10 protein-coding genes are annotated in these 15872 nt (G+C 38.8%); all 10 read left to right on the plus strand.

Features of this window, described 5'->3' with window-relative positions:
* Positions 1-26 precede the first annotated feature (26 nt).
* Positions 27-3812 carry an efflux RND transporter permease subunit gene (locus H526_RS0109375; RefSeq protein ID WP_027392767.1) on the plus strand — a complete coding sequence of 1262 codons (3786 nt, stop codon included), beginning with the start codon at positions 27-29 and terminating at the stop codon, positions 3810-3812.
* Positions 3809-5026, plus strand: coding sequence for a TolC family protein (locus tag H526_RS0109380; RefSeq protein ID WP_027392768.1), 1218 nt, complete (start codon positions 3809-3811; stop codon positions 5024-5026). The genes H526_RS0109375 and H526_RS0109380 overlap by 4 nt, the downstream gene beginning before the upstream one ends.
* A gap of 2 nt (positions 5027-5028) precedes the next feature.
* The gene (locus H526_RS0109385; protein WP_027392769.1) at positions 5029-5595 is read left to right on the plus strand and encodes a helix-turn-helix domain-containing protein; all 567 of its coding nucleotides are present in this window, start codon (positions 5029-5031) and stop codon (positions 5593-5595) included.
* A 74-nt stretch (positions 5596-5669) separates the two neighbouring features.
* Positions 5670-8099: a multicopper oxidase domain-containing protein gene (locus H526_RS0109390; protein WP_027392770.1), complete on the plus strand. Its 2430-nt coding sequence runs from the start codon at positions 5670-5672 to the stop codon at positions 8097-8099.
* A 24-nt stretch (positions 8100-8123) separates the two neighbouring features.
* Entirely contained in the window at positions 8124-8714 is a 591-nt protein-coding gene (locus H526_RS0109395) for a DUF3347 domain-containing protein (protein WP_027392771.1), read from the plus strand.
* The gene (locus H526_RS0109400; protein ID WP_027392772.1) at positions 8715-9170 is read left to right on the plus strand and encodes a heme-binding domain-containing protein; all 456 of its coding nucleotides are present in this window, start codon (positions 8715-8717) and stop codon (positions 9168-9170) included.
* A 281-nt stretch (positions 9171-9451) separates the two neighbouring features.
* Positions 9452-11962, plus strand: a complete 2511-nt coding sequence (locus H526_RS0109405; RefSeq protein ID WP_027392773.1) for a heavy metal translocating P-type ATPase — start codon at positions 9452-9454, stop codon at positions 11960-11962.
* Positions 11963-11985: 23 nt separating this feature from the next.
* On the plus strand, positions 11986-12474 hold the full coding sequence (locus H526_RS0109410; RefSeq protein ID WP_027392774.1) for a DUF305 domain-containing protein: 489 nt from the start codon (positions 11986-11988) through the stop codon (positions 12472-12474).
* Positions 12475-12478: 4 nt separating this feature from the next.
* A complete protein-coding gene (locus tag H526_RS0109415) occupies positions 12479-14221 on the plus strand; it encodes an efflux RND transporter periplasmic adaptor subunit (protein ID WP_027392775.1) in 1743 nt (580 codons plus the stop codon).
* Positions 14221-15825: an OLD family protein gene (locus H526_RS31730; protein WP_051336077.1), complete on the plus strand. Its 1605-nt coding sequence runs from the start codon at positions 14221-14223 to the stop codon at positions 15823-15825. Before H526_RS0109415 ends, H526_RS31730 begins: the two co-directional genes overlap by 1 nt.
* Positions 15826-15872 lie beyond the last annotated feature (47 nt).

The following is a 15872-nucleotide window of genomic DNA, read 5'->3' on the forward strand; positions in this document are numbered from 1 at the left end:
CTATAACTGTTTAATAATCATATCGTATGCTAAATAAAAGCATAAAATTTCTCATAGAAAACAAACTTGTTGCCGTTATACTACTCGCCCTATTCGTAGGTTGGGGCATTGTCAACGCACCCTTCAATTGGGAAACAGGCATTTTACCAACTGATCCTGTGGCTGTTGATGCCATTCCAGACATCGGCGAAAACCAGCAAATCGTTTTCACAAAATGGCAAGGGCGTTCGCCACAGGATATTGAAGACCAGATTACCTATCCACTTACAACTTCATTGTTGGGAATTCCTGGTGTTAAAACCATCCGAAGCTCTTCAATGTTCGGTTTTTCCAGTATCTACATCATTTTTGAAGAAGATGTAGAATTCTATTGGTCGCGAAGCCGTATTCTCGAAAAACTCAATTCGCTTCCCGCTAACTTATTGCCCGATGGTGTAAACCCTGCATTGGGTCCAGATGCTACAGGCTTGGGACAAATTTTTTGGTACACCTTGGAAGGTCGTGACAGAAATGGCAACGTAACTGGCGGTTGGGATTTACAGGAATTGCGTAGCATACAGGATTATTATGTGAAATACGGATTGTCTTCGGCAAGCGGTGTTTCTGAAGTGGCCTCAATTGGTGGGTACGTCCAAGAATACCAAGTGGATGTTGACCCTGAAAAAATGCGGCAGTACAATATCGGCTTGACCGATATCGTAAAAGCGGTTAAGGAAAGTAATCAAGACATCGGTGCGCAGACGTTGGAAATCAATCAAGCGGAATACCTTGTTCGTGGTCTGGGGTATGTGAAATCTGCTTCAGATATTGAAAATGCGGTGGTCGCTTCTGAAAATTTCACATCTATCCGAATTAAAGACATCGCAAATGTTCATTTAGGACCACAAACGCGACGTGGTATTTTGGATAAGGAAGGTGCCGAAGTGGTAGGCGGTGTCGTGGTAGCTCGCTATGGCGCAAACCCAATGGAAGTTATCAATAATGTTAAAGACCAAATAACCGAATTATCATCAGGACTACCCACAAAAACCTTGGCAGATGGTCGTACTTCACAAGTAACTATCGTTCCCTTTTACGACCGCACACAACTTATTCAGGAAACACTTCACACGCTCAATGAAGCCCTCACGCTTGAAATACTGATTACTATTTTGGTCATCATCGTAATGGTGTTCAACCTACGTGCATCCATTTTAATTTCTGGCTTGTTGCCTGTTGCCGTTTTAATGGTTTTCATAACAATGAAGCTCTTTAATGTAGATGCCAACATTGTTGCCTTGTCAGGAATTGCCATTGCTATCGGTACAATGGTGGACGTGGGCGTCATACTTGCCGAAAATATGATTCGGCATCTGGAAGATGAAAAACTTAGACTTAAGGTAAATGGACAGGCATACACTACAAACGAAATTATTTACAATGCAACTGCCGAAGTCTCTGGTGCAATTTTAACTGCGGTGCTCACTACGATTATCAGTTTTCTACCCGTGTTCACAATGATAGGTGCTGAAGGGAAACTCTTCAGACCATTGGCTTTTACAAAGACAATGGCACTTTCTGCATCGCTTGTAATCGCGCTGTTTTTAATACCGCCATTTGCCGCTTTCCTTTTCAGAAAAACAAACGTTCGCCAGCGATCTAAACTGCTTTTGAATGGTCTTTTAATCGCACTCGGCATCACTACACTTGTATTTGGTTATTGGCTTGGGTTGATTTTGATAGCTTTTGGATGTAGTGGTTTATTCTTTTCGCTTAAAGCGAAAAAGGAATACCACCATACCATTGCTGGCTACAGGCTCAACATCAATCAAAATGTAGTAAATATCATCATTTCCTGTATTGCTATCGTCGTGCTGTTAGCCGAATACTGGCGACCACTTGGTTTTGACCGCAGTATTCTAATGAATTTGATTTTTGTAGCGATTATCTGCTTTGGACTGCTTGGTGTGTTTACTGTTTTCCGAAGATACTATGACAGCATTTTACGCTGGGCACTGCAAAACCGATACCTGTTTTTAATTGTTCCAACCACGGTGCTGATTTTAGGTGTGGTCATAATGCGTAACACTGGGAAGGAATTTATGCCAGCACTTAATGAAGGTTCATTCTTATTAATGCCTACATCCTTACCACACGCCGGTGTGGAAGAAAACAAGAGGGTTCTACAACAGCTCGATATGGCTGTGGCAAGCATCCCTGAAATTGAAACTGTGGTTGGAAAAGCGGGTAGAACGGAATCTGCTCTCGACCCTGCGCCACTCTCGATGTATGAAAATGTCATTCAGTACAAATCTGAATATATGAGAAATGAAAATGGCGAGAGACAACGCTATCGTGTAAATGAGGATGGTCTATTTGTGCTGAAAAATGACAAGTTCATTATTAACCCCAATAATGAAATCGATGATGATGCAAACTATGAAGCGTCACAACTCAAAACAAGTGTAACACGCAATGATTTAATTGAAGATAACGATGGGGAATATTATCGAAACTGGCGACCAGAAATAAGCAGTCCTGATGATATTTGGAATGAAATTGTAAAAGTGACCAAGTTTCCAGGCGTGACTTCTGCGCCCAAGTTGCAGCCCATCGAGACACGACTCGTGATGCTACAAACAGGTATGCGAGCACCTATGGGAATTAAGGTCAAAGGACCAGATTTAAAAACCATAGAAAACTTTGGATTGCAATTGGAAGACATCCTAAAACAAGCCGAAGGTGTTAAAGAACAAGCCGTTTTTGCAGACCGCATCGTGGGTAAACCCTATTTGCTAATTGACATTAAACGAGACCAGTTGGCACGCTATGGGATTTCAATAATGGATGTTCAGGAAGTGCTTCAAGTAGCTGTGGGCGGTATGCAGCTTACCCAAACGGTAGAAGGCCGTGAGCGGTATGGTGTAAGAGTACGCTATCCACGGGAATTGCGTGCAAATCCAGAAGATTTAAAAAGTATCTATGTACCTGTATCAACTGGAAGTCCGGTTCCTTTGGGTGAACTGGTAGATATACGATATGAGCAAGGTCCACAAATCATTAAAAGTGAAGACACCTTCTTGATTGGCTACGTGCTGTTTGATAAGCTCGATGGCTTTGCCGAAGTCGATGTGGTGGAAAATGCACAAGCACTCATTCAACAGAAAATCGATAATGGCGATTTGGTCGTGCCACAAGGCATCAGTTACCGATTTACAGGAACCTATGAAAATCAATTACGAGCAGAAAAAACGTTATCGGTAGTTGTGCCACTTTGTTTGCTGGTCATTTTCTTGATTTTATATTTCCAATTCAGGTCGGTTTCTACGTCGCTTATGGTTTTTACTGCCATCGCCGTAGCATTTGCAGGTGGCTTTATAATGATTTGGTTTTACGGTCAGGATTGGTTTTTCAATTTCAGCTTTTTTGGCGAGAACCTACGGGACTTGTTCAATATGAAAACCATCAATTTAAGTGTGGCAGTGTGGGTCGGTTTTATTGCCCTTTTCGGTATTGCGACTGATGATGGTGTCGTAATGGCAACCTATTTAGACCAATCTTTTAAAAGCAACGAGCCAGACAGTAAAAAAGGCATACGTCTCGCCACATTGGAAGCGGCAGGAAAACGCATACGCCCGTGTTTAATGACTACCGTTACCACGGTTTTGGCATTGCTGCCAGTACTCACATCTACAGGAAAGGGAAGCGACATTATGATACCGATGGCAATACCCATTTTTGGCGGAATGATTATCGACGTTACATCCTATTTCCTCTTACCAGTATTATATAGCTGGAAAAAAGAATACCAACTTAAAAGAGCAAACAAATGAAAAATATAAAAATCATAATCTGTCTTTTGTTTGTTTCCGCATTAGCAAAAGCGCAACAACTACAAAGCTATATTGAAGAAGCTGAAGCTAATAACCCAGAGATTCAGGCTTTTGAACTGCGTTACAATATTGCCGAAGAAAAAGTCAATGAAGCAAACTGGCTACCTAATACGGAAGTCAGCGCAGGTTATTTTGTGAGTGAGCCAGAAACCAGAGTGGGCGCGCAACGAGCACGGATAGGCGTAAAACAGATGTTGCCTTGGTTTGGCACCATTAGCGCACGTGAAAACTATGCGACATCAATGGCCGAAGCTGAATATGTGGAAATCACAATCGCCAAACGAAAATTGGCGCTTTCAGTAGCGCAATCCTATTACAGATTGTATGAAACAAGAGCAAAGAAAAAGGTACTTGACGAGAACATCCAACTATTAAAAACCTATGAGCAACTTGCCCTGACCTCGGTGGAAGTGGGCAAGGCATCTGCGGTAGATGTATTGCGATTGCAGATTCGTCAAAATGAATTGCAACAGCAAAAAGAGGTATTGGAAGAAGAATTCAATTCAGAACAAACAATCTTTAATAATCTTCTCAATCGGGATGAAAATAGCACGGTTGATGTGGTTGCAATAATGGAAATCCCAGAGGATGACCCTATATACGGAACAGATGCACTATCGCTCAATCCTGAACTACTCAAATACGACAAACTTTATGAATCCGTAGCACAATCAGAATTGCTCAATCAACGTGAAAGTCTACCTATGATTGGCTTTGGTGTGGATTACCTGCCAGTTACAGAACGTGGCGATGTCAATTTTAGCGACAACGGCAAAGATGTGTTGATGCCTATGGTTTCGGTTTCCATACCCATTTTTAACAATAGGTACAAGTCCATTTCAAGGCAAAATGAGCTACGCCAACAGGAAATCGAAACCCAAAAAGAGCAACGATTGAATGTTCTGGAATCCGCTTTCGCAAAAGCGATATCACAGCGCAACCAAGCTCGAATTAAATTTAACACCCAGACTAAGAATTTAAAGCAAGCCAAAGATGCCGAGCAAATTCTTATCAAGAATTATGAAACGGGAACCATAGACTTTAATGACGTACTCGATATACAGGAACTGCAATTAAAATTTCAGATGAATCAGATAGAATCGGTTCAGATGTATTACGTGCAACAATCTATAATCAATTATTTAATTCAATAGCAATGGTAAAAGATTTTTACATAAAAAATATGGTGTGCGACCGTTGCATCAAAGTCTTGAAAGATGAACTGTTTAAGGCTCACATTAGTCTTTTGGATATTGAGTTGGGTAGGCTTCGATTAGATATCAATGAAAAAGAACAATTGAACACACTAATCGAAATTTTAGACAGAAATGGATTTGCACTCATCGCTTCTACCGAGGATAAATTGACCGAGCAAGTAAAAATTGAATTGATAAAGTTATTGAATGTAAAGCCGCTTGAAATTGATGGAAAGTTATCAGACTTCCTTGCGGATAAATTACAAAAGGACTATTCAAAAATCAGCAAGGTGTTTTCCATTACCGATGGCATCACTATTGAAAAATATTTTATCAAACTGAAGATAGAAAAGGTCAAGGAACTTATCCAAACACCCGATTATAATTTCACAGAAATAAGCCAATTGCTCAATTACAGCAATGTCAATCATCTAAGCAAACAGTTTAAAAGTGAATCCGGGATGAGCCTTAGCGATTATAAGGATGGGCATAAAAATTTTAGAAATCCTTTAGACAAGATTATATAGATATGAACCAGAATTATAACACAACAAACTGAATATCAATAATATTTTTGTTAAACAAAAACATTAAGAAAACTATGAAAATGCTAAGAATTATTACACTACTGCTATTTTCTTCAACAGTATTTGCCCAAGTGGGAACTAACGGACAAGACAGAAAAGAAGAAGGAAGACCAGTTAAGGAATACAATCTTACGATTGAAGAAAATGAAGTGACGCTCGCTGGTGTAACCGCTAAGGGAATGACCATCAATGGTGGTATCCCTGGACCAGTTTTGGAATTTAACGAAGGCGACCTTGCCATCATTAATGTAACCAATAAAATGGATGAAGAAACCTCAGTACACTGGCACGGGTTGATACTTCCCAACTTTTATGATGGCGTACCGTATTTAACAACACCGCCAATAAAGCCCGGTACAACATTTCAATATAGAATTCCTATTAATCAATCAGGAACCTATTGGTACCATTCCCATACGATGCTACAGGAGCAAAGCGGTGTTTATGGTTCAATAGTCATTCAACCTAAAGAAAAAACATTGGATTATGACAAAGATTTAGTAGTTGTTCTATCTGATTGGACTAACGAGGACCCAATGAATGTATTGCGAAACCTTAAAAGGGGAAATGAGTGGTATCAAGTTAAAAAAGGAACAGCAGTACCATTAAGTAGAGTCATAAAAGAAGGTGCCTTGGGAGCACAATTTAAGTTCTGGAGAGATAGAATGGAAGGTGCAGATATAGCAGATATTTATTATCCCGCATTCTTGAGCAATGGTAAATCACTTGCCGAATATCCAGAATTTAAACCAAGGGAAAAAGTACGTCTTCGCTTTATCAATGCCTCGGCTTCTACTTACTACTGGGTGGATTTCGGTGGTGGTAATCCATTGTTAGTTGCAAGTGACGGTGTTGATGTGCAGCCCGTTTCTAAAAACAGATTTCTCTTTGGTATAGCTGAGACGTATGATGTTATCGTTACTATTCCCGAAGGTGCTATAGAGGTTACCGCTACTGCACAAGATGGCTCTGGTCATACCTCTATACAATTAGGGAGCGGGACTCTCTATCCAGCTAAAAGAATTGACAGACCTGATAAAGTGGAGATGATGAAGCAAATGGCTAAAATGGATATGAAAATGGGCGCACCTGCAATGGTAGGTAACAAAAAGAAGAAAACACCAGAATATTTGAAGGAGAATTATGGAATGAAGATGGATATGAAGGACGGCGAGATGAAAATGGGAATGCACGATAAGATGTCGATGAATAAGGGTCAAATGGATGATAAAATGAAAATGGAAGACCAAAAACCTATGGATATGAATAAAAATCATATGCAAATGGAGACGGATAAAAAGATGGACGGTATGGCAGGAATGAAAAAAGATACAATGTCAATGAAATCCACTCAACCGTCGCATAAGATGGACGGTCATATGGGTCACGATATGTCTATGATGCAGAAGGATACTTCTTCATTTGATTACAGCACACGTAAAACCTATTTTAACTATGATTTCTTAAAAGCGAAGGAAAATACCACCTACAATGCTGATTTGCCAGTAAATGACATCCTGTTGAACCTGACCGGCAATATGCAACGATATGTTTGGAGTATGAATGGTGTGCCATTATCAGAAACTGACAAGATAAATATAAAAGGAGGTGAAGTAACCAGAATTACACTTAATAACCTCACAATGATGCACCACCCAATGCACTTGCACGGCCATTACTTTAGGGTCATCAACGAAAATGGTGAACGTTCCCCATTAAAACATACTGTCAATGTACCACCAATGCAGAAAGTGGTCATAGAATTTTATAACGAAGAATATGGCGATTGGTTCTTTCATTGCCACGTATTATACCATATGATGGGTGGTATGGCGCGAGTGTTTAGTTACGATACGCCAAGGGACGAAAGAATGAAAGATTATCCAGTTCAAAAGCTTATCAATGAGACAGACCATTACTATTCTTGGGGATTGGCTCGTTTAGGCTCAAATTTTAACGAACTCTTTTTGATGTCAAGCAATATCAGAAATGGATTTGGTTTAAGAGCAGAGTTCGACTATGACAAGAACCTTGAGGCCGAAGTGAACTATGATAGATATCTTAATGATTGGGTGCGTCTCTATGTAGGGATAAATACCGAAACTTCCACACCCGATTCATATGAAACCTTCAATACCGTAGGATTGGTCGGTGTAAAGTATTTTACGCCATATAGATTTAATGTAGATGTGAGTATGGACCATCAACTGCGCCCAAGAATTCGTCTGGACAGGGAAATCTTGATTTTTCCAAGAATTTTTCTGGAAGGCGAATATGAATATAGGGCAGACTTTGGATGGGTGAACGATATAGGAGACACATCTTATCAGGGGGAAACCCAATGGCTGGTGGGAGCTTCATATATCCTATCCCGAAATTTTTCGTTACAGGCAAATTACAATAACCGATATGGCTGGGGTGGCGGCTTATTAGCCCGATTCTAAAAATAATAATTTAAAACAAAGAAAATGAAAACAGTAAAAAGAACAATGAGTACAATGGCACTGGCTGCCACAATGATTTTAACAGTTTCCTGTAAAGACGGAAACAAAGAAGAGGCTGCTGCGCCGATGAGCAATGAGATGCACCAAGAATCTATGGATGACAAGGACGATATGGCGATGAGTGACAACCAAGATACAAAAGCAGAAGCAATCCTGAATGATTATTTCAACTTAAAAGATGCGCTTGTAAGCGATGACAATGGTAAAGCAAAGGAATTGGGGAATACAATGGCTCAATCCCTAAAAGCATTTGATGCATCCAACTATTCGGACAATGAAAAATCAGAATTAAATGACATAATCGAAGATGCAACAGAACACGCAGAGCACATTTCAGAAAGCGACATCAAACATCAACGCGAGCATTTCAAAGTGTTAAGTAAAGACATTACAGATATGGTAGCAATAACAGGAACAGCAACAAAACTGTACGAGCAATATTGCCCTATGTATGATGGTGGTACCGCTTGGTTGAGCAAAGAAGAAAATGTTTTAAATCCGTATTACGGTAGTTCAATGTTGAGATGTGGTAAAGTACAGCGAGAAATAAACTAAATGAAATTTCTAAAAATCATAGCTTGGGTAGCGCTTATTGCGTTAATCGTTATTCAATTTTTTCCGGTGGATAAAAATGAAAGCTATACAACACTTGAAACTGATTTTATGATGGTTAATAAAGTACCGTTAGATATTGAGAATCAACTCAAGGTGTCCTGCTATGATTGTCACAGTAATAACACTGCTTATCCTTGGTATAGTAAAATTCAGCCCGCAGCTTGGTTTTTAGAAAACCATATTAAAGAAGGAAAAGCAGAGCTGAATTTTAATGAGTGGAGTAATTATTCTGATAGGCGAAAGAGAAGTAAGTTACGGTCTATTATTAAACAGATAGAAAATGGCGAGATGCCTATGGATAGTTACACGCTTATTCACAAGGATGCTATACTATCAGAAAACGATAAAAAGGTCGTCATAGATTTTATTGCCAAATTGAAGGATAGTTTAAACTAAAGCCCTGATTAGGAAAAGATGTTTTTTTAACATTGATTATGGAACTTTTCCTTTTCAGGCACAAATTAAAGTCCTGATAAGAGAAAGGAACGCTTTTTTCATTGGTTGGATCAGTAAACCCTTTCTCTTTATTTTGGCAAAATAACATTATGAAACAATGCTGTAAAACAGGAAATAATAATTCATCAAACGCTTTTAGTAGATGGTTGAACTACATTTTATATGGAGTCCTTCTAATCATCTTACTGGGTGTGCTTTTACTGCAATTAAAATAATATACTATGAAACACACCTATCAAATACAAGGAATGACCTGCAACGGTTGTCGAAATCACGTAGAGCAGACACTTTCAAAAGTGAAAGGTGTGATTAACGCTTCAGTTAATTTAGAAAAAGAAGAGGCGACTATCGAAATGGAATCTCATATTCCCATCGAAACATTTCAGAAAGCATTGAAAGAAGATGGCGATTCGTACAGTATTCATAAATCAGGCGAGCATCATCATAAAGATGATTCCGCTTCCGCGAAAAAGCAAAAACCTAAAGGCAAAGGAACAGGAACCTTCTACTGCCCAATGCATTGTGAAGGCGATAAAACCTACGACAAGCCGGGCGACTGCCCAGTCTGCGGAATGGATTTAGTCGAAGAACAAAATTTGTCAGCAACGACTTCAGAACAATGGACGTGCCCAATGCACCCAGAAATTGTCAAAGAAGAACCTGGAGCTTGTCCAATTTGCGGAATGGATTTAGTGCCGATGGAACCTGATTTATCTGCCGAAGAAAAAACATATAACAAGCTGATTAAGAAATTCTGGATAGCAGTAGGCTTTACGCTTCCTATTTTCCTAATCGCTATGAGCGAAATGATTCCCAACAATCCGCTATACGATGTAATGGAACAGAAATGGTGGAACTGGATTCAATTTGGGCTATCGATTCCTGTGGTGTTTTATGCCACTTGGATGTTCTTTGAACGTGCCTACCGAAGCATCAAAACGTGGAATCTCAATATGTTCACGCTAATCGGTATAGGTGCGGGCGTAGCTTGGTTATTCAGTGTTTTTGGGATGTTGTTTCCAGACTTTTTTCCCGAACAGTTTAAAACAGAATCTGGTGCGGTTCATGTGTATTTTGAAGCCGCTACCGTAATTCTCACGCTGGTTTTGATGGGTCAAGTTTTGGAAGCGCGTGCGCATAGTAAAACCAATTCAGCAGTCAAAGAATTATTAAAACTTGCACCTAACAAAGCAGTACGCGTAGTGGATGGAAACGAAGAAGAAGTTTCCATAGACCAGATTGAAAAAGGAGATATCCTACGAGTGAAGCCAGGAGATAAAATCCCTGTGGATGGCAAAATTACCGAAGGCAAAACTACCGTAGATGAATCAATGATTTCGGGAGAGCCTATTCCAGTTAATAAAACTATTGATGATAAAGTAAAAAGCGGTACCATTAATGGGAACCAGTCTTTCTTGATGGAAGCCGAAAAAGTAGGTAGCGATACCTTGCTTTCCCAAATCATACATATGGTTAACGATGCCAGTCGCAGTCGCGCCCCTATTCAGAAATTGGCAGATACCGTTTCAGGCTATTTTGTGCCTGTCGTGGTTATCATTGCGGTCATCACTTTTATTGTTTGGGCGATTTGGGGACCAGAACCAGCTTATGTCTATGCGTTGGTAAATGCCATTGCCGTTTTGATTATTGCCTGTCCGTGTGCTTTAGGATTGGCAACGCCTATGTCCGTTATGGTAGGTGTTGGTAAAGGTGCACAAAATGGTGTGTTGATTAAAAATGCTGAAGCCTTAGAGAAAATGGACAAAGTGGACACGCTTATCGTGGATAAGACCGGAACTATTACGGAGGGAAGACCTACTGTTGAGAAAATCGGCGCTTTTGGAGAACGCTTTCGCGAAAGCGAAATTCTACATCTTATCGCATCCCTAAACAGTTCAAGCGAGCATCCTCTTGCCGAAGCTACCGTAAAATATGGAAAGGAGCAGAATGTCGAAATATCAAAAACCGAAAACTTTAGCGCAGTAACTGGAAAAGGTGTAGAAGGAACAGTTGATGGCAAGAAGCTCGATTTAGGAAATGCCAAAATGATGGAGTATGCAAATGCCAAGTTATCACCTAAAATGGAGAGCGAAGCACAATCTTTTCAGAAACAGGGAAAAACAGTTTCTTACTTATCCATTGATAGCGAAGTTTCAGGCTATGTAGTTATTGGCGATAAAATAAAAGAAACGAGTGCAAAGGCAATCAAAGAATTACAGGATAAAGGCATCGAAGTAATTATGCTTACGGGCGATAATCACGATACCGCCCGAGCAGTAGCCAGCGAACTAAATCTCGCCGACTTCAAAGCGGGTATGCTACCTGAAAACAAACTGGACGAGGTTAAGAAACTACAAGAACAAGGTCACGTAGTTGCAATGGCAGGCGATGGTATCAACGATGCACCTGCTCTGGCTAAAAGTGATGTGGGTATCGCAATGGGTACAGGAACAGATGTCGCAATAGAAAGCGCGATGATAACCTTGGTAAAGGGAGATTTGCACGGTATTGTAAAAGCAAGAAATTTAAGCCACAAAGTAATGCGGAACATCAAGCAGAATCTGTTTTTCGCGATGATATACAACACGCTGGGCGTACCGATTGCGGCAGGAGTGTTATTCCCATTTTTCGGAATTCTATTATCGCCTATGATTGCAGCCTTGGCAATGAGCTTTAGTTCAGTTTCTGTAATAGCAAACGCACTTAGATTAAGAACAAAATCGATAAATTAAATATAACTTAAAAACCAAAAATTATGAATTCAAACGAACATAGCAACAAAGAAGGAATGAGCCAGTACACTAAGTTTTTCTTGATGCTGGGAGCATCATTTATAGCAATGTACATTACAATGTATTTAAATACTTATGAATTTGATCACGTAAGATTTAGTCTTACTCGATTTTATATGGTCTGTTTAGGTATTTCTACTATGGCTGTAATTATGCTATTATTTATGCTTAATATGTATAAAAATAAGAAGAAGAATATAGCTATTCTAGTAGGTAGTGTTGTATTGTTTCTAGGAGCTTTAGGATTAGTGCGTGAGCAAAAATCTACTGTAGGCGATATACTCTGGATGAAAGCAATGATACCACACCATTCAATAGCAATTTTAACAAGTGAGCGTGCAGATATACAAGATCCTGAAGTAAAAAAACTTGCAGAAGAAATCATCAAAGCACAACGTAAAGAGATTGAAGAGATGAATGCAATGATAGAACGTTTGCAAAACGAGAAATAATAGTATGAAAAAGAACATTTTATATATAGCAATTGCACTAATCGTGGGACTACTAGGTGGATGGCTTATTTTTGGAAATTCTGGAAATGATGTAAATCCAAACAAGGATGTTTCTGAAATGTCAGATACCCACGACCATTCTGGCGGATCTGCAAACCAAATGTGGACCTGCTCAATGCACCCATCAATTATGCAGCCCGAACCAGGCGACTGCCCTATATGTGGAATGGACTTGATACCTGCTGAATCTGGTGTCGATGGCCTTGCAATGAATGAGATTAAAATGACAGAGAACGCAATGGCGCTGGCAAACATTCAAACTACTATTGTGGGTAAAGGCAGTATGTCAGAAGATGATGGAATGATTACGCTTTCGGGCAAAATCGCCACCAACGAAGAAAACAATGCCGTACAAGCAAGCTATTTTGATGGGCGTATCGAGCGTCTGAATGTTAATTATGAAGGTCAGAAGGTAAATCGAGGTCAATTACTGGCGACTATTTATGCGCCAAATCTGGTCGCTGCACAGCAAGAATTACTAACAACAGCTTCACTTAAAGAATCACAGCCTGAACTGTATAAAGCAGTGCGCAATAAATTAAAGCTCTGGAAACTTTCAGAAACCCAAATTAATGCGATTGAAACTTCAGGAAAAGTGCGAGATAATTTCCCCATTTATGCCACCGTTTCAGGTACTGTTTCAGAAGTGATGGCACGAGAAGGTGACTATGTAAAGCAAGGTGAGCCCATTTTGAAAGTGAGCAATTTGAATTCGGTTTGGGCAGAATTTGATGCCTATGAAAATCAGATTTCAGATTTAAAAGTAGGTCAGAAAATAAAGGTAGAAACTAATGCCTATGCCAATAAAGAATTTGACGCCACGGTTTCTTTCATTGACCCCATCTTGAACAACGCAACGAGAACGGTTACCGTAAGAGCAACACTAAAAAATACAGAAAACATCTTTAAACCAGGAATGTTTGTAACGGGCAAACTCAAAGGGGAAATGATGATGACTAACGAAGTGATAACAGTTCCTGCAAGTGCTGTTATGTGGACAGGGGAACGTTCATTGGTCTATATAAAAACCAATCCCAACGAACCCGTTTTTGAAATGCGTGAAGTAACCATCGGAAACCGAAATGGCGAAAATTATGCTGTAACAGAGGGCTTACAAAATGGCGATGAGATTGTGACCAACGGAACTTTTACAGTAGATGCGGCGGCACAGTTACAAGGCAAAAATTCTATGATGAATCAAGGAAAGAAAGAGGATGCTATGATGCCAATGTCTGAAATGAAAATGGATTTTTCAGAGAATTTTCAGAAGCAATTTAAAAAGGCGCTCAAGCCTTATTTACAGATCAAAGATGCTTTGGTAGCGAGCGATGCAAATCAGGTTTCCGCTTTCGCGAAAGCGACATCAGTATCCTTAAAATCCGCAGATATTAAGAGTCTCGGTAGTATGGAACAATCACATATCAAGAAAAGTATCGAAATGCTTGACGCCATTGCAACGAATGACGATCTTGAAAATCAACGCGACCATTTTGTGATATTAAATGAAAATATGGTGCCCATTGCGATGAGTATAAATGGAACCGATGAGATGCTATACGTTCAGAAGTGTCCAATGGCAAATAATAATAAAGGCGCGGTCTGGCTAAGCGCTGAAAAGGACATCAAAAATCCGTACTATGGTGAGCAAATGTTAACTTGCGGGAGCACAATAGATGAGATAAAGTGATGGGTAAAGAAGTTGAAACTGAGAATAGAGATAACGATTGGAGAAAAATCGTAGAAGGTGGTTATATGGGAATCATCAAAGGTTCTTTAAATAGAATTGCTGTCTTTGGACACGATACAATTTTAAACAATGTCATTAGATTACTCGTTAATGTTAATACAGATGGTGAAGAGCAAAATCAAAATGCAGATGAAGTTTTAGTAGCTTCAGACAAGTTTTTCATATTTAAAAATATGTGGAAACCAACTCTTGAGATTCTTTATGAAAAGTACTTGCCAGGAGTTGATTATGAATTCAATTGGATTATAGAAGCAACACCATATACTCTAACAATCTGTAAACTTACAGAAGAGCATTTTGAGGACGTTGAATTAAAGTACCTTATGGATCTTGCTAAACTTGATGATAATGACATAGAACATAATTTTTCTAAGGTTGTTGAAGATTTAGGCTTAAAAAATATGAATCTCGATAGCCACTTAGAAAAAAGATTGAGTCAATCTACGCTACCGTCAACTAACAAAGAAAAATTAGAGCTACTTTTTAGATTAATGAATTTTCCACCATTACAGGAATTAACTCTTTTTTATAGACGTTATGTTGAAAAAGTAAATAGAGAGCATAGAGAATTAGGCGTAGGGTTTACAACCATTGCAGAAGTGGAAATGCCCAAAATTGGTATGAGTGAAGCTCTTCACTACTCGTATTTTCAAATAGATCACGAAGTATTTAAAAAACACGGATTAAAAGGTTTTTCTATAAATCCTGAGCTTAAACAATTTTCCAAGCAATTTGAAAATATCAGAGCAAAAGCGCATTCCAGAAAAGATGAGCTTAAAGATGATATGATTTGTCCTTGTTGTGGTGAAAAACAAACTATTACTTTACCAGAAGAACTTCTTCAATACAAGTTGTTGTTAGAAAACACTAAGATAGCAGAAAAAATAGGATTTGTATATTTTAATGAGTTTATTGACGATTTTAAAAATTCTATGGCTGATAGACTTGGAAATTTCTTGCCAAATCTCAATAAAGTTAATAATCCTAAAATCATCATTTTAGTTGAGGGAGAAAGTGAGGAAATTGCTATACCAATCTTAGCATTCAGAAAACGATTTGTATTATCTCATAATGACATACAAGTCTATAATTCAAAGTCAAAGCAAAAATTGAAAGAAGACTTTTTCAATTTCCGAAGCAAATACCCTAAAAGAAAAATGGTGTGCTTTTTAGATTCCGATGCAACTAAAGAAAGAGATGATATTAATCGCGTCATACAGAATGAACAGAATAAATATAGAATGATCTTTATTGAGAATGGAACGTTTGAAGACTTATTTGATATTAAGTATTCTGTGGAAATTTTAAACTATTTATATCCAGAAGAACCCAAGATTTTAGTTACAGATTTTGACCCTACTAAGGACTTTCTATCAAATATCAATAGAATTTTATATCAAAAGAAAAAAGCGTCTTTTGATAAAGTACTCTTTGCACGAACCATTGCCCTACGTATAAATATTGATAGTGTCCCAGAACCTATAAATCAGATTCTGGATATTGTAAAGGATTTCTCAGAGCCATCTAAATTTATTCGTAAATAATTTGAATAAAAACCTTTGCACACCAGTTGCATTATAATTCTGTTATC

This window comes from Aquimarina latercula DSM 2041, from assembly GCF_000430645.1.
GTDB lineage: Bacteria > Bacteroidota > Bacteroidia > Flavobacteriales > Flavobacteriaceae > Aquimarina > Aquimarina latercula.

Coding starts and splice junctions, on each gene's coding strand:
- H526_RS0109375 (WP_027392767.1), top strand. CDS start 27: ATGCTAAATAAAAGCATAAAATTTCTCATAGAAAACAAACTTGTTGCC.
- H526_RS0109380 (WP_027392768.1), top strand. CDS start 3,809: ATGAAAAATATAAAAATCATAATCTGTCTTTTGTTTGTTTCCGCATTA.
- H526_RS0109385 (WP_027392769.1), top strand. CDS start 5,029: ATGGTAAAAGATTTTTACATAAAAAATATGGTGTGCGACCGTTGCATC.
- H526_RS0109390 (WP_027392770.1), top strand. CDS start 5,670: ATGAAAATGCTAAGAATTATTACACTACTGCTATTTTCTTCAACAGTA.
- H526_RS0109395 (WP_027392771.1), top strand. CDS start 8,124: ATGAAAACAGTAAAAAGAACAATGAGTACAATGGCACTGGCTGCCACA.
- H526_RS0109400 (WP_027392772.1), top strand. CDS start 8,715: ATGAAATTTCTAAAAATCATAGCTTGGGTAGCGCTTATTGCGTTAATC.
- H526_RS0109405 (WP_027392773.1), top strand. CDS start 9,452: ATGAAACACACCTATCAAATACAAGGAATGACCTGCAACGGTTGTCGA.
- H526_RS0109410 (WP_027392774.1), top strand. CDS start 11,986: ATGAATTCAAACGAACATAGCAACAAAGAAGGAATGAGCCAGTACACT.
- H526_RS0109415 (WP_027392775.1), top strand. CDS start 12,479: ATGAAAAAGAACATTTTATATATAGCAATTGCACTAATCGTGGGACTA.
- H526_RS31730 (WP_051336077.1), top strand. CDS start 14,221: ATGGGTAAAGAAGTTGAAACTGAGAATAGAGATAACGATTGGAGAAAA.